The sequence below is a fragment of the Flaviaesturariibacter aridisoli genome, from assembly GCF_004343705.1.
Classification (GTDB): domain Bacteria; phylum Bacteroidota; class Bacteroidia; order Chitinophagales; family Chitinophagaceae; genus Flavisolibacter; species Flavisolibacter aridisoli.
In genome coordinates, this window is sequence record NZ_SKFH01000028.1 from 16,396 (window position 1) to 38,532 (window position 22,137).

At 51.8% G+C, this 22,137-nt stretch carries 14 protein-coding genes and 3 tRNA genes; 6 read left to right on the plus strand and 11 right to left on the minus strand.

The genetic code is table 11. The features are described from left to right. Nucleotides 1-4: 4 nt before the first annotated feature. From E0486_RS14150 to E0486_RS14160, 3 genes are read right to left on the minus strand one after another with little or no spacing between them, the layout of a single operon-like run. Entirely contained in the window at nucleotides 5-3,751 is a 3,747-nt protein-coding gene (locus E0486_RS14150) for an ATP-binding protein (RefSeq protein WP_131852910.1), read from the minus strand. Between the two features lie 5 nt (nucleotides 3,752-3,756). Next, nucleotides 3,757-4,527, minus strand: a complete 771-nt coding sequence (mazG, locus tag E0486_RS14155; RefSeq protein ID WP_131852912.1) for a nucleoside triphosphate pyrophosphohydrolase — start codon at nucleotides 4,525-4,527, stop codon at nucleotides 3,757-3,759. 3 nt (nucleotides 4,528-4,530) lie between these two features. After that, nucleotides 4,531-5,595 carry a DUF3667 domain-containing protein gene (locus E0486_RS14160; protein ID WP_165917341.1) on the minus strand — a complete coding sequence of 355 codons (1,065 nt, stop codon included), beginning with the start codon at nucleotides 5,593-5,595 and terminating at the stop codon, nucleotides 4,531-4,533. A 100-nt stretch (nucleotides 5,596-5,695) separates the two neighbouring features. Here E0486_RS14160 and E0486_RS14165 point away from each other — a divergent pair, with 100 nt between their 5' ends. Continuing rightward, nucleotides 5,696-6,523 carry a hypothetical protein gene (locus E0486_RS14165; protein ID WP_131852916.1) on the plus strand — a complete coding sequence of 276 codons (828 nt, stop codon included), beginning with the start codon at nucleotides 5,696-5,698 and terminating at the stop codon, nucleotides 6,521-6,523. A gap of 280 nt (nucleotides 6,524-6,803) precedes the next feature. Here E0486_RS14165 and E0486_RS14170 read toward each other — a convergent pair. The 4 genes from E0486_RS14170 to E0486_RS14185 form a co-directional block, all read right to left on the minus strand. After that, a tRNA-Leu gene (locus E0486_RS14170) sits at nucleotides 6,804-6,889 on the minus strand. Between the two features lie 53 nt (nucleotides 6,890-6,942). Next, nucleotides 6,943-7,015: transfer RNA gene (locus E0486_RS14175), tRNA-Gly, on the minus strand. 95 nt (nucleotides 7,016-7,110) lie between these two features. Then, the gene (locus tag E0486_RS14180) at nucleotides 7,111-7,335 is read right to left on the minus strand and encodes a hypothetical protein (protein WP_131852918.1); all 225 of its coding nucleotides are present in this window, start codon (nucleotides 7,333-7,335) and stop codon (nucleotides 7,111-7,113) included. Between the two features lie 84 nt (nucleotides 7,336-7,419). Beyond that, a complete protein-coding gene (locus tag E0486_RS14185) occupies nucleotides 7,420-8,442 on the minus strand; it encodes a glycosyltransferase family 2 protein (RefSeq protein WP_131852920.1) in 1,023 nt (340 codons plus the stop codon). A gap of 186 nt (nucleotides 8,443-8,628) precedes the next feature. Here E0486_RS14185 and E0486_RS14190 point away from each other — a divergent pair, with 186 nt between their 5' ends. The 5 genes from E0486_RS14190 to E0486_RS14210 all read left to right on the plus strand — a co-directional run bounded on the left by E0486_RS14190 (nucleotide 8,629) and on the right by E0486_RS14210 (nucleotide 14,640). Continuing rightward, entirely contained in the window at nucleotides 8,629-9,774 is a 1,146-nt protein-coding gene (locus E0486_RS14190; RefSeq protein WP_131852922.1) for a sensor histidine kinase, read from the plus strand. Nucleotides 9,775-9,817: 43 nt separating this feature from the next. After that, a tRNA-Leu gene (locus E0486_RS14195) sits at nucleotides 9,818-9,901 on the plus strand. Between the two features lie 492 nt (nucleotides 9,902-10,393). Further along, entirely contained in the window at nucleotides 10,394-11,488 is a 1,095-nt protein-coding gene (locus tag E0486_RS14200; protein WP_131852924.1) for a site-specific integrase, read from the plus strand. A 146-nt stretch (nucleotides 11,489-11,634) separates the two neighbouring features. After that, nucleotides 11,635-12,630: a DUF4365 domain-containing protein gene (locus E0486_RS14205; RefSeq protein WP_131852926.1), complete on the plus strand. Its 996-nt coding sequence runs from the start codon at nucleotides 11,635-11,637 to the stop codon at nucleotides 12,628-12,630. Between the two features lie 165 nt (nucleotides 12,631-12,795). Further along, the gene (locus tag E0486_RS14210; RefSeq protein WP_131852928.1) at nucleotides 12,796-14,640 is read left to right on the plus strand and encodes a P-loop NTPase fold protein; all 1,845 of its coding nucleotides are present in this window, start codon (nucleotides 12,796-12,798) and stop codon (nucleotides 14,638-14,640) included. Between the two features lie 45 nt (nucleotides 14,641-14,685). On the opposite strand, the gene E0486_RS14215 is transcribed toward E0486_RS14210, so the two are convergent. Genes E0486_RS14215 through E0486_RS14230 form a run of 4 tightly spaced genes read right to left on the minus strand, consistent with a single transcriptional unit; the run spans nucleotide 14,686 to nucleotide 22,132 of the window. Beyond that, nucleotides 14,686-14,883, minus strand: a complete 198-nt coding sequence (locus E0486_RS14215; protein WP_131852930.1) for a hypothetical protein — start codon at nucleotides 14,881-14,883, stop codon at nucleotides 14,686-14,688. Between the two features lie 10 nt (nucleotides 14,884-14,893). Further along, entirely contained in the window at nucleotides 14,894-16,330 is a 1,437-nt protein-coding gene (locus tag E0486_RS14220) for a P-loop NTPase family protein (protein ID WP_131852932.1), read from the minus strand. A 10-nt stretch (nucleotides 16,331-16,340) separates the two neighbouring features. Further along, nucleotides 16,341-21,500 (minus strand): JAB domain-containing protein, encoded by a 5,160-nt coding sequence (locus E0486_RS14225; protein ID WP_131852934.1) that lies wholly within the window; start codon nucleotides 21,498-21,500, stop codon nucleotides 16,341-16,343. Further along, entirely contained in the window at nucleotides 21,497-22,132 is a 636-nt protein-coding gene (locus E0486_RS14230) for a hypothetical protein (RefSeq protein ID WP_131852936.1), read from the minus strand. Before E0486_RS14230 ends, E0486_RS14225 begins: the two co-directional genes overlap by 4 nt. Nucleotides 22,133-22,137: the final 5 nt, after the last annotated feature.

Consider the following 22,137-nt stretch of genomic DNA (forward strand, 5'->3'; position numbering starts at 1 on the left):
TACCTCACCCCTCTTTCTCTTCCGCCAACGGCAGCTCCACGAAGAAAGTAGTACCGACGCCCTTTTCCGTCTCGAACCAGATGCGGCCGCCGGCCTGCTCCACGATGCTCTTGCACATCGCAAGGCCCAGCCCGGTGCCCGAAGTTTTCGTGGTGAAGTTGGGGGTAAAGATCTTGCCGCGCATATCATCGGGGATGCCTTCCCCGTTGTCGGTCACCAGCACTTTGATGGATTGCCCGGTCAGTTGCTCCCGCAGCGTGATGCGGCAATGCGGCAACGCGGCGCAGGCTTCCACCGCGTTGGTCACCAGGTTGGTAAACAGGCGCACCATGTGGGTGCGGTCGGCATACAGGAGTACCGGTGCGGGCAGCCGCTCCCAGTACCATTCGATTTTCGGGTTGGTCACATACAGTGCTTCCAGGCTGCGCAGTACGTCGTGCAGGTCGAAGGTTTCGAGGTTGCGGTTGCCGATGTTGGCGAAGCGTGCGAAGTCGGAAGAAATCTTGGCGAGGTGATCGATCTGTTCGATGAGCGTTTGCGCCACGCTGGTGGTCAGCTGCTGGACGTTGGGCTGGTTGGCGTTCACCGCCCGCTGCAGGTACTGTATGCTCAGCTTCATCGGCGTGAGCGGGTTCTTGATCTCGTGGGCCACCTGCCGGGCCATTTCGCGCCAGGCGCCCTCGCGTTCGCTGCGGGCAAGCGCATCGGCGCTTTCCTCAAGCTGTCGCACCATCCGGTTGTATTGCTCCACCAGCACCCCGATCTCGTCGTTACGCGGCCACTCGATGGGCTCGTTGCGGTGCCCGAGGCTGATGGCGCGCATCTTGTCGCCGATGAGCGAGAAGGACTGCGTGATGCGGTTGGTGATGAACAGCGCGATGATGCCGGCGATGAGAAAAATGAAAGCGTTGAGGTTGATGATCGTAACGAGGAAGTTGGAGATCTCCTGGTTCAGGTCGATCTGCGACAGGAAGTAAGGAATATTCAGATACGCGTACACCTCCCCTTTCTTGTTGGTGATCGCCGCGTAAATACTCATATACCGCAGCGAGCTGAGGCGCTCTTCCTGCACGAACTGGATCTCACGCAGCCGCGCCAGGTGATGCCAGGCCATTGGGTGCATCCGGGTACTGAGCAGGCCCCGCTTATACACTTCGGGCTCCGAAGACACCTGCAGGGCGCCCTGCGGGTCGTACAGGTTCACATCGACATTGTGTATCTCGGCGATCTCGTTGATCAGTGTCTGCAAGCCCTGGTCGCTCACCGAATCTTTCTCGAGCAGGCTCGCCCCGATCGGTTTTCCCGCCAGCACGCGCTGCTGCAGCTCCTTTGTTACAATACCCGCCGTTCGGCTTAGCTTGTCTACGTTGTTGCGCTGGTAGCGCGCCACGAAGAACGAGATCGTAGCCACGCCAATAACGAGGAACGAGAAGATGCTGATAAAGATGATGGTGCCGTGTACCTGCGAGCGGATGTTGAGCTGGTAGAACGCCCGGGTGCGCCAGCCGTCGCCGGCCTGCAGCAGGAAGAGCAGCAGGCGCAACACGCCCACGAGGAACAGGAAGGCGCAGAACAGGTAAGAAAAAAGCGTAATACTTTCCAGTAATGTATCGCGCTGCTTGGCAATGACGACCACCTTGTTCCCGCTGGCGCGGTACCAGAGCTCGTCGAAATCGCCGTTTCGGCGGCGCTCGTATTCAGCTACCGGCACTTCGCGCGAGGACAGGTTGATGCGGAAAGAATACTTGTTGCTCGACAGCACCAGCAGGCCATTGGTGTAAATAGCGTAGGCGTACACCTGCGAATTCTCGGCGTCGGTTTCGCCGGTGCGGCGGAACAGCTCGGGATAAAGGGCTTCGGAGTTGTATTTCCGCGGGGTGCTTACGATAAAGAAAGTGCCGCGCTGGCCGCTGCTGTCCCCGATACGACGCTTGGTGATGTAGGTAAACTGGTTGTACGCCGTTTCATAATACGATAGATCCGGCACGCGCGTGGGACGGCTCTGCACGGAGAACAGGTTGTTGAGCTCGGCGAAGGTGACACTATCGCTGTTATTGACCGGGTTGTTCTGTTCGTCGAAAACAAAGATCCGCGTTTCATAGCGGTTGAGGTACCCCATGATGTTCTCGCTGATGATGCTGTCGCGCAGCACGCGGTTGCGCTGCGGGTCCTGGAAGCGCGGAAAGTTGGCCGCGAGAAAATCCTTGTCGAGGTAAGCCAGCGCCGTGCTCAGCGTGTGCTCGCCGGAGGGGTCGGTGAGCTCATCGTATTTCACAGCCATTGCTTTGCGGAACTCAAACTCCTTCTGGCGGTTCTCCCCGAAAATGACGATTGCCAGGGATATGGAAAACACGAAGATCCAGAACAGTACGCCGGCGATGCTGATCCGGAAGCGGTTGATAAAGAAGTGGCCGCGGCTGACCAACGCCGTATAGCAGATCAGCCAGATGAGCACCGGCATGTGAAACAGCACCACCTTGTTGCCGCTGCGGAAGGTGAGAAACAGCAGTCCCATAAAGGCCAGACCGAAATAAAGGAACACGGTCTTGCCCGCGAAGGCAGGAAAAATGATGCGGTAGAGGACGCGCGTAAAATAATAAAACGAAAGTGTCAGCAGTGCCAGTACGAGGAAGCCCAGGACGGTGTAGGTATCGAGACTGAAGAAATCGATTACGTTGAATGAAATCCGCGAGTCGGCCACCAGCGAGCGCACCACGTTGGCAAACTGGAAGGTGCCGAGCATCAGCACGAAAAGCGCAGCGATACCGCCCGGCAGCAGGCGCTTACCCTGCAGGAAGCCGGGCAGGCGTCCTTCGGGCCCCATGCGGTACCAGGTAAATACGGTCAGCCAGCAAAAGAAAAGCGTGGTGATGAGCAGGTCGCCAAGCGAGCGCAGGAGGAAGTTTTTGCTGTACACGGTAGGATCGAACAGCGCAAACTGGCGGAAGGAAAGCAACCCGGGCCAAAACAGCAACAGGGCACGGATGGCTACGAGCACCACGGCCAGGAAGAGAATGCCCCGCAGCTTGCCCCGATGGGTGGTAACGCGCTGTGCCAGGAAATGGATGTAGGCCAGCAGTAGCGTAAAGGCCATGATGCGCAGCAGCGCCGTCACCGCGTCTACCCTGCTTCCGGCAGCAGCCGTGCGCGGCGCCAGGTAAAACAAGGTCTGCGTGCTCCCGTCGCGGATTACGTAGGGTGTTTTCTCCGTAGATACCTGTATGTGCGCACCGGCCTCGGGGTCGTGCACGAAGTAAGATTTCAGGTAGCTCGAGTGCTGGTAGCCATAGCGGTATTGCACCGGTATCATCGCCACCGCCCACATCGGCCTGCCGTCAACCGGGAGCTGAAACGGCCGGTACTGCGTTACGAAGTAGCCGTTGGAAAGCGACTGAAACACGGTGCCGCTGCGGAAGGGCGTCGTCATCACCGGGGCCTGCATGCGCTGGCTGTTCCAGTACACCAGCGTGCCATCGGCGCGGTACAGGAAAAGTGCGTAGGGTTTATCGAGGAGCGCGGAGAAAGCGTCTTCGTTTTCCTGGCCCAGGGCGAGCTGCTGGAGCAGCGCTTTGCTGCCGAGCAGCTCCTTGAAGTCTTTTTCGGCGCCGTGCAGGTACGACTCCAGTCGGTGCTGCTCGCGCTCGAGCGAAGGCTGCTCGTGGAAATAGATACCGGTAAGCAGGGAAAGGAACAGCAAGGCGGCCGCCGTATACAGGAGGGCCCGTTTCGGCAACCGGTGGGAGCTGTTCATGACATTCACGATCGTTCGCGTTTGATCTCGTTCCAGAGGGCGTCCATTTCTTCGAGGGTCATTTCATTCAGCGAGCGGCCTTTCTGGCGCGCCCGTTCTTCCATCTGTGTAAATCGAGCGGTAAATTTGTTATTGGTGACCGCAAGTGCGTTCTCGGCATCCACATTCAAAAACCGTGCAAAGTTCACCAACGAAAAGAGCACGTCACCGAACTCCTCTTCCACCTTTTTCGGATCGCCGGTCTCCTGCGCCTCGCGCAATTCACCCAGCTCCTCTTCCACTTTCTCCCAAACCTGCTCTTTGTTGTCCCATTCAAAGCCCACCTGCTTTGCTTTTTCCTGCAGGCGCATGGCCTTGACCAAAGCCGGGAGCGTTTTGGGTACACCGGCGAGCACCGAGGCTTTGCCTTCCTTCAGCTTGATCTGCTCCCAGTTGCGCTTTACGTCTTCGTCATTCTCCACCTTTACGTCGCCGTAGATATGCGGGTGCCGCACGATCAGCTTTTCGCAGATCCCGTTGATCACTTCTTCGAGCGTAAAGCGGCCCTGCTCGGTGCCGATCTTCGCATAGAATACGATATGCAGCAGCAGGTCGCCGAGCTCCTCGCGGATGCCTTTCCAGTCTTCGTCGGTGATGGCGTCGGCCAGCTCGTAGGTTTCCTCGAGCGTCATCTGGCGTAGGGTCTGAATCGTCTGCTTCCGGTCCCAGGGGCACTGCTCACGCAGTTCGTCCATGATCGTTACGAGTCGGGCAAAGGCGGTTTGGGCTTCTTGCATGGTTTACAGTTGAATGGCGGAGATCAATACGAAAATCAGCAGCAACAGCGATACTACGAAAAAGGCCATCACGTTCAGCAGTAAAAACTTGCCCAGCGTGCGCCCGCGGCTTTGCCCGTAAAAGTTGCGCATGCCCTTGTAGAGCGACCACAGGCTGTACAGCAGCAACGCCACGATGATCCAGCTGCCGATTGCCCAGCCGCCGGTGTTGAGGCGAGCGATCAGGAAAACAGCCAGCAGCAGGATAAAGTTGAAGATGTAATGGTACAGCGTGAACACGAGGTGGTCGGCATAAAAGAACTGCTTGCGCCGCATATACAGCAACTTGAGCAGGAGCGCAAAGAACGGCAGCGACACGAACAGCATGTAGGGCAGCCGGTGAAACAAGCCTTCGATAAAGGCTGCTTTCGCTTCGCGCCGGTCTTCATCGAAGCGCTCGTTGAAATGCGCCACCCGCTTGCGTAGGGCTCGCCCGAGCCAGCCGTTGCCCAAATCGACGTCGAAATTGGAAGCACGAAGGTGATCTTTTGGTTCGGTTTTGTAATAGTAACGTTTGCCGCGCAACTCGAAGGCCGAGTCGCGCGTGCCGGCCGAATCGATGCGGAGGTAAACGGCCAGTGAAGTATCCAACAGCACCGGCAGTGCCCGGATGGCGTTGCTGTCGGCTTTGCGCACCGAAAGCTCCGACGCCACTTCGTACCGCTCTGCCCGCGACAGGTAGGTGTCGGTGAGTGCACCCTCGCCCACCTTGATCCGGTTCATGCCGGCGAAAACAAGGAAGAAAAACGCCGACGTGAACAGGTACATCCGGATCGGGTCGAGGTACGATTGCCGGCGGCCGGCAATGTATTCCCGCGGCACACGGCCCGGCCGGAGGAGCAGGTACTTGAGGGTCTCGAAGAACTTTCCGTCGAAATGAAAAAGGTCGAAAATAAAATGCTGTACCAGGTGGCGAAAGTTCTGGTGGGGAACAATGTTCTCCTGGCCGCATTGCTGGCAATAGCGCCCCGCGACTTCGGTTCCGCAGTTGAGGCAATTCTTCTCGGTACGTTCGGGTTGGTGCGACACGTCAGTTTTTGTTAAAAATAAAAGGGATAAATGGATGCAACAGTTTGTTGTCAGCCCGGTGGCAAAGCAAGGCGTATTTTTGGGAACAAACAATACCCGGATGAAATTCCTGTTTTCGCTCCTGCTGTTGCCCTGCTCGATGGCCGCCTCGGCGCAGTATTATTTCAAAGACATCGTGGGCACGCGCGAGACCAATGAGCAGATGAAGCGCTACCGCGAGTCGTCGGTACGTAGCGTGCTGCTAACGAGCTTCGACGCCGATGGCAGCAAGAGCGACGCCCTTTCGGTGCAGCAACAGTTTACCGGCAGCGAGCTCACCACCACCACCGTGCTTGATTCGAACAGCACCCTACTCCGCACGTTCCTGGATGCGCAGGGCCGCGTGGCCCGCACCATCGACAGCAGCGAGGCCGCCCTTGCAGTAACCAACTATACCTATAATGCCGCCGGGCAGTTGGAGCGCACCGAAAGCGAAACCTCCGACCCAACGCGCAAATTTGTGCAGCTTGAAGTGCACCGCTGGGAATGGGCCGGCACGCGCCCGATCCGTATGGTCCGCATCAAAAACGGCAGCGACTCCTCCGAAGTGCGCTTTGTGCCCGACGAAAAAGGAAATGTTTCCGAAGAGCGCTCGCGCCGGCCGGGACTGCCCGAGGACGTGGTATATTATTATTATAATGATGCCGGCCGGCTCACCGACATCGTACGCTTCAACGAAAAGGCAAAGCGACTGCTGCCGGAGTATATGTTTGAGTACGACGAAGCGGGCCGCGTGATCCAGCGGATCACGGTACCGGCCAACAATTCCAATTACATCATCTGGCGCTACCAGTACGACAACCGGGGCCTCAAGATCCGCGAAGCCCTGTTTGACCGCTACAAGCAGCTTTCGGGGAAAGTGGAATACCAATACACCACAGGCTCCTGATTGCTTGATGTCGGATCTCAGATTTCAGGTTTTTACCCCGGAATATTCTTACCTCGGCGACCGGAATACCGATGCGTCGTTGAAGGGCGTTTGCTGCGCGGCCGTGCGGCGGGCCGACGGCAAGTGCATCCGCGGGCGGAATGGCTCTATGCTGGTGTGGCTGGAAGACGGACGGAGGATGGTGCTGATCGGTAGGCTTCTGCGCAAAATTTCCTGACCGGGGTTACGGTAAAAAGAAAAGTCCTCCGTGGAGGACTTTTTCCAGTTTTGTGCGTGTCGGTGCCCCGGGCCGGAATCGAACCGGCACTCCCCTTGCGGAGAACAGGATTTTAAGTCCGGCGTGTCTACCAGTTTCACCACCGGGGCCACAGCAAAGATGCTGTAAATGAAAAATCCCGACAATGTCGGGATCTTCAGGGAGCGGAAGACCGGGCTCGAACCGGCCACCCCGACCTTGGCAAGGTCGTGCTCTACCAAATGAGCTACTTCCGCTTGATTATCAGCTTTTTATCGCTGTATTTGTAAGAACTTCGGGTTGCAAATATAAAGGCCTTTTTTCGTTCCAAACAAATTTTTCTAAAAAAAATTTATTTGTACTCGGGGTTGTACTGCGTGCTGGGTTGCACCGTGTATTCAACACGGTTTTTCTCATAGCGCTTCGTGTACAGTTTGAAGCAGCTACCGAAAAAGAAAGCGAGCATGCAAAATACGGACAGGTAGAACAGGAAGGCCGACGAGGAAACCCAGTTGTGGGTGAAGTCGCGGTCTTGCACTTTTTGGAGTTCTTCCTGGTATTCTTGCTGGTGATCCATACCTGAAATTTGTGGTGCAAAAATAAGGGGAGCCAAAACGTTTCTCCAAAAGAAAATTGCAGTTGTGGAAAAACTTTTCGCCGGCTACCGCACGATGTCGCGGAAGAACTTTTTCCCGCGCGCAAAATGCTGCCAGATCAGGTTGCCTCCGTAAACACCGCGAAGCTTGCGCAGCGGGGGTTTGGGCAGGCGGTCCTCCCCTCTTTCGGACAAGAGCCATTTATAAAATGCGAAATGCGCCCGGTTGATCGCGATGAAGTACCCGCTGTCGCCACCGAGCAAGCCCTTCAGCGCCGCCACCTGGTCGAGCAGGATGCGGTAGGGAATTTTCCACCAGCGCTCCGACGGCGCCAGGTTCTTGGCGAGCATGATGTGGTTGTTGCGGAAGTTGAGAAAGGTCTTGCGCGAATTGCCCTTGGGCAGCGTGCCCCCGCCCACGTGGTACACCACTGCGTGCGGGCAGCAGTAAACGCCGTAGCCCGCGCGCTGCAGACGCCAGCAGAGATCGATCTCTTCCTGGTGGGCGAAGAAAAAAGGATCGAGGCCGCCGAGCTCGTGCCACACGGATGCCCGGATGAACAGCGCCGCACCACTGGCCCAGAATACGGGCTGCACGGTGTCGTACTGACCCTGGTCCTGCTCGGTTACATCGAATATGCGTCCCCGTGAGAAGGGATAGCCGAGGCTGTCGAGCCAGCCGCCGGCGCCGCCGGCGTATTCGAAGTGATCGCGCTGGTGCCAGGCAAGGAGCTTGGGCATACATGCCGCGGCGCGGGGGGTTGTTTCCAACAGGCCGACGATCGGCGACACCCAGCCGGGCGTGACTTCCACATCGGAATTAAGTAACACGAAATAATCGGCGCTGACCGTGGCCAGCGCTTCGTTGTAGCCGCGGGCAAAACCGAAATTCTGCGGCAGCTCCCGTATTTCTACCGCCGGGTACTGCCCGCGCACAAAAGCCACCGAGTCGTCGGTGGAGGCGTTGTCGGCCAGTACCACGCTGAAGTTGGCGTAGTCGGTCGCCAGCACCGAGGGCAGGAATTGCTCCAGGTAGCGGCGGCCGTTCCAGTTCAGGATCACAATAGCAACATGAGGGAAAGGGGTCAATGCGCAGAAAAGTTAGGGGCCAAATTTACGGAAGCGGGCCGAAAGGTCAAGGGTGAAGGGCAATGGGTAATGAGTAATCAGTAAGGAGTATGAAGAGTTAAGCGGGCAGGGCTGTTCTAGAGTGGGCAGAACCCAGGTACCAATAAACCGATTAACTGATAAACCATTCCCCGATAACTTCGGCACATGTTTCGTTCCCTGCTGAACCTGCGCGCCCTGCTGGCCCTTATCGCGATCCTGATCGTGAGCGGCACGATCTGGTATTCGTCTTACCTGGCCGCCAAGATCGAACGGGAAGAGCGGCAAAAGGTGGAGGAATGGGTGGAAGCCGGAAAATCGCTGCTCAACCCGGCAAGCACCGACCCGACACTCGCCTTCAAGATCCAGCAGGACAACGACGACATCCCGATCATCTGGACCAACGAGCGCGACAGCATCATCGAGGTAAAAAACCTGGATTCTACGCGGCTCAACGACAGTAACTACCTGCAGGCCAAGCTCCGCGAGTTCCGTTCCGCCCGCCCGCCCATCACCTACTCCGACCCGCTGGAGCCGAGCCGCATCAATAAGTACTACTACGGCAACAGCCGCCTCCTTGGGGAAGTACGCTATTATCCCTATGTGCAACTGGTGATCGTGGGATTCTTCATCGGGCTGACGGTCTTGTCGCTGCGCAGCTCGTACCTGTCCACGCAAAACCAGGTATGGGCCGGCATGGCCAAAGAAACGGCCCACCAGCTGGGCACGCCGGTTTCGTCGCTGGAAGGCTGGATCGAGCTGCTAAAGGAAACGCACGGCGAAGAGGAGTTCGTGCAGGAGCTGGAAAAAGATATCAGCCGCCTGCGCCTTGTGAGCGACCGCTTCGGTAAGATCGGCTCGACACCGAAGCTCGAGCCGCTCGATGTGGTGGGCCAGGTGCGCCAGGTGATGGAATATGTCAAAAAACGGGCGCCGGGCCGGGTGCGCTTCGCGCTCGAAACGCACGGCTCGGAAACGGTACGGGTGCCGCTCTCCGGACCGCTGTTTGACTGGGTGATCGAAAACCTGCTGAAGAATGCGCTCGACGCCATGGAAGGCAGGGGCGCCATCGTGGTGAGCATACAGGAAGGCAGCGGTAACGTGGTGATCGACGTGGCCGATACGGGCAAGGGCATCAGCAAGGCGCACCTTTCGAAAGTGTTCAAGCCGGGGTTCACCACGAAGAAGCGTGGGTGGGGGCTCGGGCTCAGTCTTTCCAAGCGTATTGTGGACCAATATCACCGTGGCCACCTCACGGTAAAAAATTCTGAGCCGGGAAAAGGAACAACTTTTCGAATTGTATTGAAAAAGTAATTACATTTGCACTCCCCTAACGGGGATAGTTCTTCAAAAGGAGGCCCAGGTGGCGAAATTGGTAGACGCACTACCTTGAGGTGGTAGCGCTCGCAAGGGCGTGCTGGTTCGAATCCAGTCTTGGGCACTTAAAACCCCTGTAAGTCATTGATTTACAGGGGTTTTTTATTTGGCGTGTGTCAAAAATTTGCGCTTTTTTTCGCTTTCTCCCACTATTGTTGACACAGAATTGACACACGTCATGACACACGAAAAAATGGGAGGCTCGCGGCCCAAAAATCACGCGAACAGATCTTTTATCGTCCGAGCAACGGCAATGAAGATGCCCTTCGGATTCGAACCGACACCGAACCAGCACATACGAAAGTGTCGCTGGTGTGTCATCTCCAAAAATTTTCAATTGACACCCGATTTGACACAGCGCTTGCCACTGTGTCATCGAAGCCGTGTGTCAAATTTCCCTGTGGAAAACTCGTCTTCTTCTTTTGGAGTAAGACTTCCCGGGATTTCCCGAAATGACACTTTTTGGAGAAATGCTGTGTCATCCGGATTCGTACCGGCACACAGCTTGACACAGACGACCGAATCCACCTTTTTCACTGCCTAACTCCGACTTCCCATGAACATCATCAAACGACCCAACGCAACCGGCGATAAGATCACCTTTTACTATGACTTTGGCCGCGGCAAAGGCCAGCGCCCTTCCACCGGCATCTGGATCTACGCCAGCCCCAAAGACCAAATCCAGAAGAACCATAATAAAGAAGCCCTTGCCCTGCTAGAAGTAAAAAGGAGCCAGTTGGTCATCGAGTCCCAATCCATCGGCTCAGCCTTTATCCCATCCCACAAATTCAAACAGAACTTCATTGAGTACTTCCAGGAGTACGTGGACCAGAACAAGCGGAAGGCAAATCGGCACCTTGGAAACAGCTTTAAGCAATTCAAGGAGTTCGTTGGCCGAGACTTCATCTCCCCGATGGACATTACCGAGAACTTCTGTAAGCGCTTCCGCCAATACTTACTCGACAAATACACCGGCGAAACCCCGAGCGGGTACTACACCCGGTTCAAATGGGTGGTACGGGCGGCCACTAGCGACGGCTACTTCCAGAAGAACCCGACCGAAATGGTCTCGGCCAAGACGAACCCCTCGAAGCGGATGAAGGAAAATCTGGAAAGTGAGGAATACCTGGCCCTAATCAATACCCCTTGCACCAACGAGGACGTCAAGTCTGCTTTCCTGTTTTCCTGCTACACCGGCCTCCGCTGGGTGGACGTAAAAGCCCTGAAATGGGATGACATCAAGGACGGCATCCTGACCACTCGGATCATTCAGGCCAAAACCGGCCGGCCGGTAACGTTGACCCTCCACCCTATCGCGGCCTCAATCCTGCAGAACCAGAAGGCCAAAATGCAGCTGGGTGATAAGGTGTTTCGGCTGCCGACAGCAGACGGGGCCAACAAGGTGTTGGAAGGATGGGTAAAGAATGCTAAAATCGAGAAACATATTACTTGGTCTTGTGCACGATTGAGCTTCTCGATTCTTCTGCAAGACCAAAATATCGACGACGCCACAGTTGCCTACCTCATGGGACATACGTCAACAGATCAAGTGCGAAAGACTTACAAGAGGCATAGGCCGAAGAATCAGATGGAGACCATTAAAAGGCTACCAGCGCCCGACAAGATGCCATTTTTTCTAGCCCTCACTTGAAGCAAGGCCCCTTACGGGGCCTTTTACGTTTCGCGATAAATTCTTAAAAGCACAGGTCCCCACCACTCGAAGCACTATACGAATTGTCGGAAGGCTTGTGCGATTGTGTATATTAGAGGGAATCACTTAATTGCACAATCACTCGTATGGCAGAAATAAAGCGAAGAGTTTTCCAGCACATAATGGAAGATAGCTCTTACCACTTAATAAGAGAATTGCTCCCGAAGGAGTGGGTCATCCGTGAGTTCAACAGACCAGACTACGGAATTGATTTAGTAATTGAACTTTTTAATAAGATAGATGAACAGTATTCTGAGACACTCGGAGAATACATTTATGTACAAGTTAAATCTGTTAAATCAATAGAAATTACGAAAGAGAAAATCTATAACGTTGGAAATGTTGCGAAAGGCGGATGGAAAGAGGATAGATCTAAATATGCAGAGATTGATGTTATCAAATATGTATTCGACACAAATTCGTTGTACACCATACAGTCTCTAGGCGCAAGTGTTTCCGTTCTTTTGTTCGTAGCAGACCTCGCCACAGGAAATGTTTACTTTGTCTGCCTGAATGATTATATCGATAAAATACTTCTTCCCAAACAACCTGACTATGCTAATCAGGGCACAGTAACATTAACTATCCCTGCTTGGAATAATTTACAGAACAAACCTGTGGCGAACAACGCAATGAAATTTTATGGCAAGCGAGCGAAGCTCCTTGCAGCATTTTCTAAATTTTCTTATCAGAAGAACGAGATTGCTCATGCTTTTATGCAAAAAGATTATCCAGTTATTACGTATCGCGATGAACTTGAAAAGGGAAAGGAACAGACCAGGGAAGACACAGCTTCCATGCTACTTTATTTCATTGGCCAGATAGAAGGTTTGGACATATGGGAGCACGCGGAATGGTCTGTCTTGCCGGAAACAAAAAAAGAAATACAGACTGTAAAAGCTCTATTAAGCGATGAAAAGTCCAATTGGAACGAGGTCAAAAACCGAGTACTCATACTTTGGCACCAGTTGACAAACCTAGGAACGATGTATGAAGACTTATGCCGAGAATGGTTCCTGCCTAAGTTGATAAGCTTGATGACTTCCTATCCGACATCTCCTGAAATAATCAATGCTGGATAGAAGATCTTGCACGCGAGGAGTATCGATATTAGCGCACGACTCAATTTTTTATCAGATCATTTTGATATAATTCATTCGGACTATTAGTTATAATTTATTTCTAGTACTTTGGCCGAGAATCCCAAAGCATTCCCTAATACCAACTCCATTAAAAACATATTTATTTTGAACACTACACATATTGAAGCAGTATTTCTTGACTACATCAAATCGCCTGACACACAATACGCTCTTCTTATAAACGGGTCATGGGGTAGCGGCAAAACCTATTTTTGGAAATACAAATTACAGGAGATTGCTAAAGCAAATAAGTTCGAGGTAATATACCTTTCACTTAATGGAATAAGTAAAATCGAGACACTCGAGTACCAGCTATTTTTACGTTTTCTGCCCTTTGTGGGAAACACTGAAAATAAAACAGCTAAAGCTATCGTTGCACTTTTTGCAAACGCAGCTAACGCAGCGTCGAAAAAATTTTTGTCCGTAGGACTTACTGAAGCTTTCAAAGATGTCAAAGTCGATAGCCTCAACCTATCACATCATGTAATATGCTTCGATGATCTTGAGCGTTGCCAACTTCCTATTAAGGAAACGCTGGGTTTTATTAATAACTATGTCGAACATAAAAGTTTAAAAGCCGTCATCTTAGCAGACGAGAAGAACATTGAGGCTAACTTAGAAAAAGACAATAAAAAGTATCATGACATCAAAGAGAAAGTTGTCGGACGGATTCTTAATTACGAACCTAATATTGATCAGATAGTCCCCATCCTCTTTTCTAAATTCAAGACATCTCAACCTAAGGTCTATAACTTCTTCGAGCACTGGGAAAATGAGATAACATCAATTCTGCAAGAGTATCGTGAAAACAATCTCCGAATAATTTCTTTTTATATTTCCATACTAGAAAAAGTATCACCATTACTTGAGGATATCGATGAGAAGTATATTAAGGAAGTTATTCTTTTCACCTTAACAATCGTTATAGAATTAAAGCGTGGGCGACTTACTACTTCAGATTATTCTGATCCAAAAGGGATTCAAAACATCGATGAGAATTTTTTCGGGCTTTTTCTTGCTAGGACTACGAATCTGTCGAATGAAGAAAAAGAGAATAGAGAGAAGCTGTATGCAGAACTTTTCTATGATCGGTACTTAATTAACCGTATTAGTCAGTATTACTTTTACCCTTCCATCTATTCATTCGTGTTGACTGGTTATTTTAATAGTCAACAATTTCAAGATGAATTGAGAGAACGCTACCCTATTAGCCTATCGGATGAAATTATAGCGTTTCGAACACTGTTAAATTATACTTTTAGAGAGCTATCGAATGCTGATTTCATATCCTGTTTTAATAAAGTACTCGAATATGCAAAAGAAGGCAAATACAGCATTTATGACTACGCACAGATCGCAAATTTTTTCTTCTACTTTTCTGACAACAAGCTCGTACCGGCAAATTACAAACAAATACACGAAGTAATTAATGAAGGCCTAGAAATAGCTAAGCGTAGAAAAGAAATAAGCGAATTAATGTTCCAAAGCTTAAGACACTCTATAAGTGAAAATATTGAAGTAAAAAAAGTAAAGGAAACCATAAAGAACATTCACCTTCACATAAAAAGCGATCAGTTAAAAATCGAAAGCAATAAGCTATTAGATGCAATTAAAAGCGACGATGAAATAGCTCTATCTGCAACTTTCCAAGACAATCAATTTTCAAAAACCTTCCTTCAGTATGTTTATAACGAAGCATTTGTGCAAGCACTTGTCAAGTCTAGCAATAAACTGTTATTCAACTTTACTGAGTTATTGAATAATAGGTATAGTTCAGTGAATATTGGCGAGTTCCTATTTGAAGATCATGACCCCTTGTTGATGCTTAAAGAAAAACTTGAAACATACTTATCATCCATTGGCGAAGACCAGCCTCACAAATTCTTGATTGAAAGTCTTATTCAAATAATTAATGAGATTTGCGACAAATTAGTACTGACGAGGAAGTAATGTTTGTCAAGTCAAATAGGCGCTGTAAAGCGCCTATTTGATTCGTCAGCCTCCAAGCATTTTGTCTAACTCTTCCTTTTTGAAATAACCTGAGTTGCTTTTATAGACTTTTGCTTCATCACACTTCTTCGCAAATTGGGTCCGTCCCAAATTGCAGTATATCATCGCTTCCTCTGGCTTTAAAAAAGGCTTAAAACAAATCGCAATCGCCTTCATAGCGATCATTTCTTCTCGTTTTATCATAGGTATTGTTTTAGAAAATACTGATTTCGCCTCCCTGGTTGAATCGACCGAACTGGACAGCTTTCCCACGTTGAGGCACTTCAATAACCACGTCAACGTCATGCTGGAAAGCGTTAGTACCCCGGAAAGCGCCCTGCTTGGTAGTCTGGAAAATAAAAATGAATGACTTTGAGGGATTTTTTCCCTTTAGGCGGGTCAGATCCTCAGGCTGCAGACCGAGCTTGGTCACGCTATCCAAGAATATGAAGTCATACCCTTCCAGTAATGCCGGCAGCACTGATGAAACAAACAAGTTTGGGTGGGCCACCGCCTTGTCATTTAGCTTTTTCTGTAGGGTCAGGTCTAACCCTTCTTCCTTGGCCACATAGAGTACCTTACCGTGATTCCGAGCCAGGTAGCCGGCAAAGTCGATACACAGGTACGACTTGCCCATTTTCGGCTTGCCGAATACCATGGCGGTGAAGTTGGACGAGGGGTCGCCAATCAGGTCAAACCATTTACCTTTTAGCCCGATGGTCTGAAACTCCAGGTCAGCAAAGTCCATACTATTCATGATCGCCGGACGTCCCGGCACCCCGTTCAGGTTTGGACAGGCGCAACCGAGTATACCTTCCAGGCCATTCAGGGTAGCTGGCTCGATTTGAAGGGTCTTGATTGACTTGTCTGTGCTGAATGCTTTCAGGTTCTTTTTCAGGTCGTGGATTTCGACGATGTAAGGGTCTGAATCCGTGATCTTGCCCTTGAGCATGGCCTTGTTGATCTGCTCCAGAAGCTGGCGTGCTTTTTCTTTCATCCCGGGCTTCTCATTCATGGCAATGTAGCGCTTAATATACCCGACAGAAGCTAGAACCTTCTCCCCTCCAGCTATCTTCATCAGCGCCTCACGGGTGTCCGGCTTCAGCTCAAACTTGATCTTCGCCTTCATGGAATTATACACCTCAATCAGCCGGGTCTGGATGAATTTGATTTGTTCGGCATAGGGCGAACTCCGGCGGATGCGCTTCTCCAGTATTGCCTTTTGAAGCGAGTTGATGAACCGCAGAACATCCTCTTTAGCTTTTGTTTTTCCGTCTAGGTTAGCAAAGCGGCGAATAAAACGGAGTTCCTCCGGCATCCGTTCCACCCACAACGGCTCTTCTGCCGGCGGCTTCGAGCTTTTAGGAATCTTCGGAATAGCTTTGTGTCGCGGGTTGGGTTTCTCATCAGCACCTTTCTGAATGAACAGGGCTGCGCGGCCACCCTTTTCATCCTTGCCCCGCAGTTCGTTCAGCTTTACCAAGTATAGATCGATGGTCTTTTTGATCGGCTCACTGGTGTGGTAAGCATTCCAGGATGATCCATTGGCTGTGGCTTTTAATACAAACTCGTAACCCTTGCGAATGGCTTCGGGCATTTCGGCAAGACTAATCTTGCCTATCTCGTCAAAATAGTTGTCGGTGGTGATCATAGGTATTATTTTAGGCAGCAAGCAGTTGCAGTTCCAATATGAGTGCCTCGGCTTCCAATTCCAGGAGGCTGGCATCTGTGGCTTCTTCAGGTTCCGGCGGCTGGATTTTCTTTCGGGTACTTAATCGGCCTTCTGTTTTCAGGTCTCTGAGTTGATAGGAATGGATGGTCATCGAAAGTGAGTGATTCACCTGAAGTACCTGAATTGCTTTATCCAGAGCCTCAACCGGTAGCATTGCTACCATCTTGTCTGAGACTTTCTCGAAAACGCCCTTGTCAACCAGTTCCATCAACTGCCGATCCAGGTAGATATCGCCGCCACGGGATCGGGAAGCGGAAATAATGAGTTTGAAATAGTTGCCATAGCGGAAGAAAGAGAGTCCGTTGTTGGCGACCATTTGCCCGCCATGAGTTAGCGATCGAATCAGCGGCAAGGACTTGATGATAGGAATGACCACTTTGTCTGCCACCTGCTCGGTTGGGTTCCAGTTCTCCGGCATCAGAATGCCTTTGCGGGTGTCACCTTCCAGAGTGGTGTAGGCAACCAACTTGCCCTTAAAGTCGGAAAATGCCTGGAGGAGGTTCCCGGTAATAATGTGGCGGATCCGGCGATCGACGTTGTTCTGGGCAGTGTATTCCTCCCAGCTACTCAGATGAACGGAAAGGGAGTGCTCTGCAACATCCGAGCTGGCACCGATAATTGCCATAATATCCTCCGAGTAGGACGCCGGAACGGCGAAATACTTGGAGCTATTCGCAATGGCGAAACGTACTTTGATGGCTGAAGGCGCAAACGGATTCTTTTTCTTCGGATCGACGGTGAAGCCAAGAAAAACGGCCGGCACCAGCTCGTTTCCTCCGGTATAGGTTTCAATGGGATAGTTCAGGCCACGCCCAACGTAAAAGAAACGAAACATACGCATCAGGTAGCCCTTACGATTCTCGAAAACACCCTTGGTCTGTTCCTTCTTACTCTGCCAGGCTTCCTCCAGTTCCTGCTTACGTTCCTGACAAGCTGTAAGGAAAGCCTCCGTGCCCTGTTTCTCCCGGATCTTGATCAGGGCCTTCTCCTGCTCGATCCCGTCAATTAGTTCTTCATATTTGGTATCAATACTCGCAAGTTCAGCTTCCAGCGCCCCGGTCACGAAATCGGAATATTCCTGAATTAGCTCCTTTTGCTGTTCCTTCGCTTCCTTGCCCTTAAGCGACTCCTGAACCAGGTTCTCCAGTTCGACCCGTGAAAACGGCTTCTTAAGGACATTTGCCCGCACCGTCTCCAACAAACTATCATCCCCGAAAGCGCTATCGGAGCCTTTACCCATCTTGACGACCTTCGAGGCTACTATTTCCGCCTCCAGATTCATCGCCTCCACTTCCAGATCATACTCGCCAACCTGACGCAGGTAGTCCACATAGTCGCTATATCGCTCAGCGATCTCGTTATAGAAGTCCTGCTGCATCTTCGTGGATAGAACGGCCACCCGGCCCGAGACCTTATGGGCGGCATCTTCAGTCACCGTCGCTTCCGATCCGCTGTCGGCATTGCTGTCTTTTAGTTTGAGCGGATCATCTAATAACTCATTGACCTCCGGATTTTCCATCAGGTAGTCCTTGACTATTTTATCTCCGTACTTGTTCAGAAAGTCGGGCACGTCAAGAATCTTGGTCGATTGCTTCTGATTGGAGGCGGTATTGGCGTCCAGCGACTTCAGCTTCTTTTGAAGCATCATCATCAGGCGCTTTTCTGCCGGGATTGCGGAAGTCACATAATCGTAGATCGGCTTCAGCACCTGGCCAGTCCGGTTGATCCGCCCCCGTTTTTGCACCTCGGTATTGATATCCAGTTCGGCCTGCAGCACGATCATGACGCGTTGACGCACCTGCTCCTTGGGCACCTTAGCGGTCGGGATCGCATGGGCGGACGCGCCGGTGGAACCCGACTGGTTGATCATTAGCACATCCACCTCGTTATTATTGAATTGGCGGAACGCGTCGTTGGTGTTGACCTTCTTTCGGCTCAGCATCAATCCCTTGCCCGTCTTAGGATTGATCTGCAACTCGAATTTGCGGCCGGTAACTTCGGCTACAGAATAGCCGGCATCCTTTAAGCGCTTTATGATTACGTCAATGGGAGAAATGGTAATGCCCGTAGCAGCGGCTTTGATCCGGTCGAGAATGCGGTAATACTCTGCCTGGGTCTCCGGCGGAAGGTCAGGCACCTCGAAACGTTTGAACACCGGATTTCCATCCACATCCTTCTCGGTGTACCGAAGAATACCGTCGAGGCCACGTTTCAAAATCTCTGAAAAGTCTGCATTGATAGTGTCACCATCTGCTACCGGCGCTCCGAAATTGTTCTCCATTCCTTCAATGAACGAGCCCATGGTCGAGGCGAAAGCAATCACGGGCTTTTTCCCCTCGCGCAACCGCTGTATTGTTCGCTCTGCTACGGATTCCGCTTTAAGCGAGAAAAGCATCTGGTTGATCACTTGGAAGACTTTAGAAAAATAGGGCTGATTGTCCACGCCCGCCTGCGATGTGCCTTCGCGAACTTCAACCTCCTTTCCTTCCGCTACAGCAATCTTATCCAGTTCCTCTACCTGCTTGTTGATATGCTTACCCTGAAAGGAAATAATATCGCGGAGGATATCGGTGATATTGTCTGCAATCGCCTTGTGCTCTTCTGCTTTCTCGTCCAGGCTGATATAGTTCACTTCTACCCCTTCGAAGCTGCGCTCCCGGCGTAACATCTGGCCCTCAGCAACCAGCTGCGAGGATAGCACCTCCTGCAGGGCTACACCACCACGTGTAATTGCTTCCACCAGATCGTCCTTGCTCATGTTACAATCGGCGATGGACGTTTTCATGGCATAAATGGGCATATTGTCTGGACGCTTGGCAAAGGTGGCCGACAAGAATACAACGCCTTTTGTACCTGCAACCACATGCTGCAGAAACTCGCCGGTGTTGGATGAGCCACTGGAGTTATGCGCCTCATCGAGGATAAAGATGTTATCGGGTGCGATGGCCCTCAGCAAGGCGGGCTTTTCCGGCTTCTTCTCTGGCGAGTTGAATTGAGAATAGGTGGCGACTACAAAATCATAGTTCGCTGGAACTAAACGTTCCTGCATGATTCGGTTTTGCTCCGTAATGGCTGGTGCCTGGTAGATCACGTTTCCGTCTTCGTCCTTGATGTCCGTTTTGGATTCCCGAGTATTGACAATGAACGGTCGCAGATGAGCTGACCCGATTGCAGACAGGTCGCGGTAGATATCGGAGAAGAGGTTGGCTTTTTCCGTTAGAAAAACCGGCTTGTAGCCCTGAACCACCGCGTAGCGAATCATGGCAGCCGCGACGCGTCCCTTTCCGATTCCGGTCTGGTCGCCAATGATCATTCCCTGGCCCCGTGCCTCAATATTGTAGATTGCCATGGCCACGGCATCAATCTGTTCCGCCGAAAGAACCTTACAGAGGGCCGCTTTTGTTGTGTATTTCAGGCGATGCCGGACGAAATTGTCGATATCCCCGCCCACTTCCGACTTGATGTCCAAAATGGCCTTACGCGTTTCGGAGGCCATGGAATCCGGCACCTGGGTGTTGAGTACAACACAAGATTGCGAGGCCGGTTCATAAGGTGCTCCAAGCCCCTTAACGTCAAAAAGGTCCTGAAGCGCAAGCGCCTCCTGTTCCAGATGGTCTGTGTTCAGTGTTTTCATAGCAGGTTGGTCTTGCATCGCGGCCACAACGCGGTCATACAGGTCATCGAAAGTGATTACCTCCTGATCCATAACCGGGTTGTAGACCGGTGCGGCACCGGCAGGCGACAGCTTACGGCCCTTAATCAGGATCAGGCGGGTGTCGAATGATGTTCCCTGGCGCGAATACAACTTCTTCCCATTGATGTTGATTACATCGGCGACATGGTACCGGCTGTAGAGAAAGTTGAAAAAGATGCGGTTCTTACCCGCTTGGATGCGTCCCTTCTCGTCCCAGTGGGTACGTCCGCCGATAATGATCGCCGCACGTCCATTGTCCCGCATGCAGTCCAGCGCACGAAGCGCCATGACATGCTCCAATGGCTTGATTGGGAAGGTGTCGTACAGGACTTCTATTTCCGATTGCCCAAAAGGCGGATTCGTAATAACAGCCATAAACTGCTTTTCCAGCCCGCGAAAGGGCTGGGTAGCATCCTGAGCCGTCACCTTAAGGAAACCCTGCGTTTCGAGGTTGTGGCGACGCATTGGGTCGATTTCATTGACGTGGCATTGGTCGGGCCGAGCCAAGATCGTTAGCAGGCCGTTGCCGGCTGAGGGTTCAAAAAGGTTTACCCCTTTCTGCAGGCCACAAAAGGCACCAGCCAGGTAGCCTATGGGTGCCGGGGTGGAATATTGTTGAAGAAGTATGGATTGAGAAGTACGATGCGACAGGTTCACCTGCGACTCATAGAGTGAGATAATCTGATGAAAGCGGTCTTCCGAAAATTGATTGTCGGCGATTGCACGCGCCCTGTTTACAATAGCCAGCTCCGTCAGTTCCTTCACTTCGGTCTTGTCCTCAATTCCAAACGTATGTGCCAACTTTTCGATAGAAGTTTTGTTGTGCTCTTTACGTGCCTCCAAATCCTGAACGACGGCCGCCACGAAGGAAGCGGACGGGTCGGCCAGCTTGCGCAAGCCTTCCAGCCCGATCAAGCCATCATCAGCAAACGAGAAATAACCATCCTTGGTTACGATCAGGTGATCCAGTAAACGGATATCCATTAACGCAGCCCCTTCCTTGAGCCGGCGGGTCAGCTCCTGGTCAGCCCTACTGGGCAGCAAATTGCCCGATGGGTGATTATGAGATATGATCATCGACACACAAGCACATTTAAGCGCCGTACCTAAAATGATCCGTGTGTCGGCTACGGTTGCATTAATCGAGCCCTTGGAATGCTTGTAATAGCCTATCACGCGATTTGCCTGATTTAGGTAGAGCACCAGGAATTGTTCCTGAAGCTCAATCTCGCCAGCCCCGAATAAACCTCGAAGAAAAGCGGCTACGTCCTCGGAAGAAGAAATGGCCCCGGACAGGAATTTTCCTGAATTGCGATTGTAGGTGACCTGCATTTCGGGAATATCGACTTCGGGTATATTACCGAGTACAACTTCGGGGCGCAATGTGTATTTCATGCGATTGGTAATTCTCTTGGTTGGGGTAGATCTCCATCAGACGGGCCATAAGGGTTCGTGTAGTCAAAGGGGCGGTAAACCAGCTCCTGTCGCTGCGACCAGCGAAAAATCTTGCGCTTGCAACCGTAAGCCCACTCGTGAACCACCTCTTCTCCTACGCGGGTAATGCGTTCAATAGCCCATTCAAGCGCCCCGACTTGCCCTGATTGTCCATGCCAACCTTTATAAATCATATTTGGGTTAGCCTCATCTATGCGGGTGGGCTCAGGTATAGGAGGCTCGTCCTGCTTATTAAGGATAGCGCCTAGCGTAGCAACTATGCTTTCGATTAGTTTTAGAAACTCCGGCGGCAATTCGCAGGTGCCGCCGGAGCCACCACCGCCTGACCCTGACGGGCGCACCAGCATTTGATTGATGATGTCCCGCAGGTCTTCGGCGTTGCCTACTTCAGGTTGGTTCACCTCCCGGTAGTCCAGGAAGATGTTGCGCAAAGGGCCTTCTCCATTATCGATGCGCACGATTGTATCGTGGATGGTGTCGATGGCCTTGATCTGCTCCTTTGTAATCAGCAGCGTTTTGTCGCCCCGCACAATCCGGATGGAAGCGCCGCCGTCGAAAATGTTGATACCCATTGTCG

Excerpts from the sequence above, each read along its gene's own strand:
- E0486_RS14150 (WP_131852910.1), bottom strand. The coding sequence starts at position 3,751 with ATGAACAGCTCCCACCGGTTGCCGAAACGGGCCCTCCTGTATACGGCG.
- mazG (WP_131852912.1), bottom strand. The coding sequence starts at position 4,527 with ATGCAAGAAGCCCAAACCGCCTTTGCCCGACTCGTAACGATCATGGAC.
- E0486_RS14165 (WP_131852916.1), top strand. The coding sequence starts at position 5,696 with ATGAAATTCCTGTTTTCGCTCCTGCTGTTGCCCTGCTCGATGGCCGCC.
- E0486_RS14180 (WP_131852918.1), bottom strand. The coding sequence starts at position 7,335 with ATGGATCACCAGCAAGAATACCAGGAAGAACTCCAAAAAGTGCAAGAC.
- E0486_RS14190 (WP_131852922.1), top strand. The coding sequence starts at position 8,629 with ATGTTTCGTTCCCTGCTGAACCTGCGCGCCCTGCTGGCCCTTATCGCG.
- E0486_RS14200 (WP_131852924.1), top strand. The coding sequence starts at position 10,394 with ATGAACATCATCAAACGACCCAACGCAACCGGCGATAAGATCACCTTT.
- E0486_RS14205 (WP_131852926.1), top strand. The coding sequence starts at position 11,635 with ATGGCAGAAATAAAGCGAAGAGTTTTCCAGCACATAATGGAAGATAGC.
- E0486_RS14215 (WP_131852930.1), bottom strand. The coding sequence starts at position 14,883 with ATGATAAAACGAGAAGAAATGATCGCTATGAAGGCGATTGCGATTTGT.
- E0486_RS14220 (WP_131852932.1), bottom strand. The coding sequence starts at position 16,330 with ATGATCACCACCGACAACTATTTTGACGAGATAGGCAAGATTAGTCTT.
- E0486_RS14225 (WP_131852934.1), bottom strand. The coding sequence starts at position 21,500 with ATGAAATACACATTGCGCCCCGAAGTTGTACTCGGTAATATACCCGAA.
- E0486_RS14230 (WP_131852936.1), bottom strand. The coding sequence starts at position 22,132 with ATGGGTATCAACATTTTCGACGGCGGCGCTTCCATCCGGATTGTGCGG.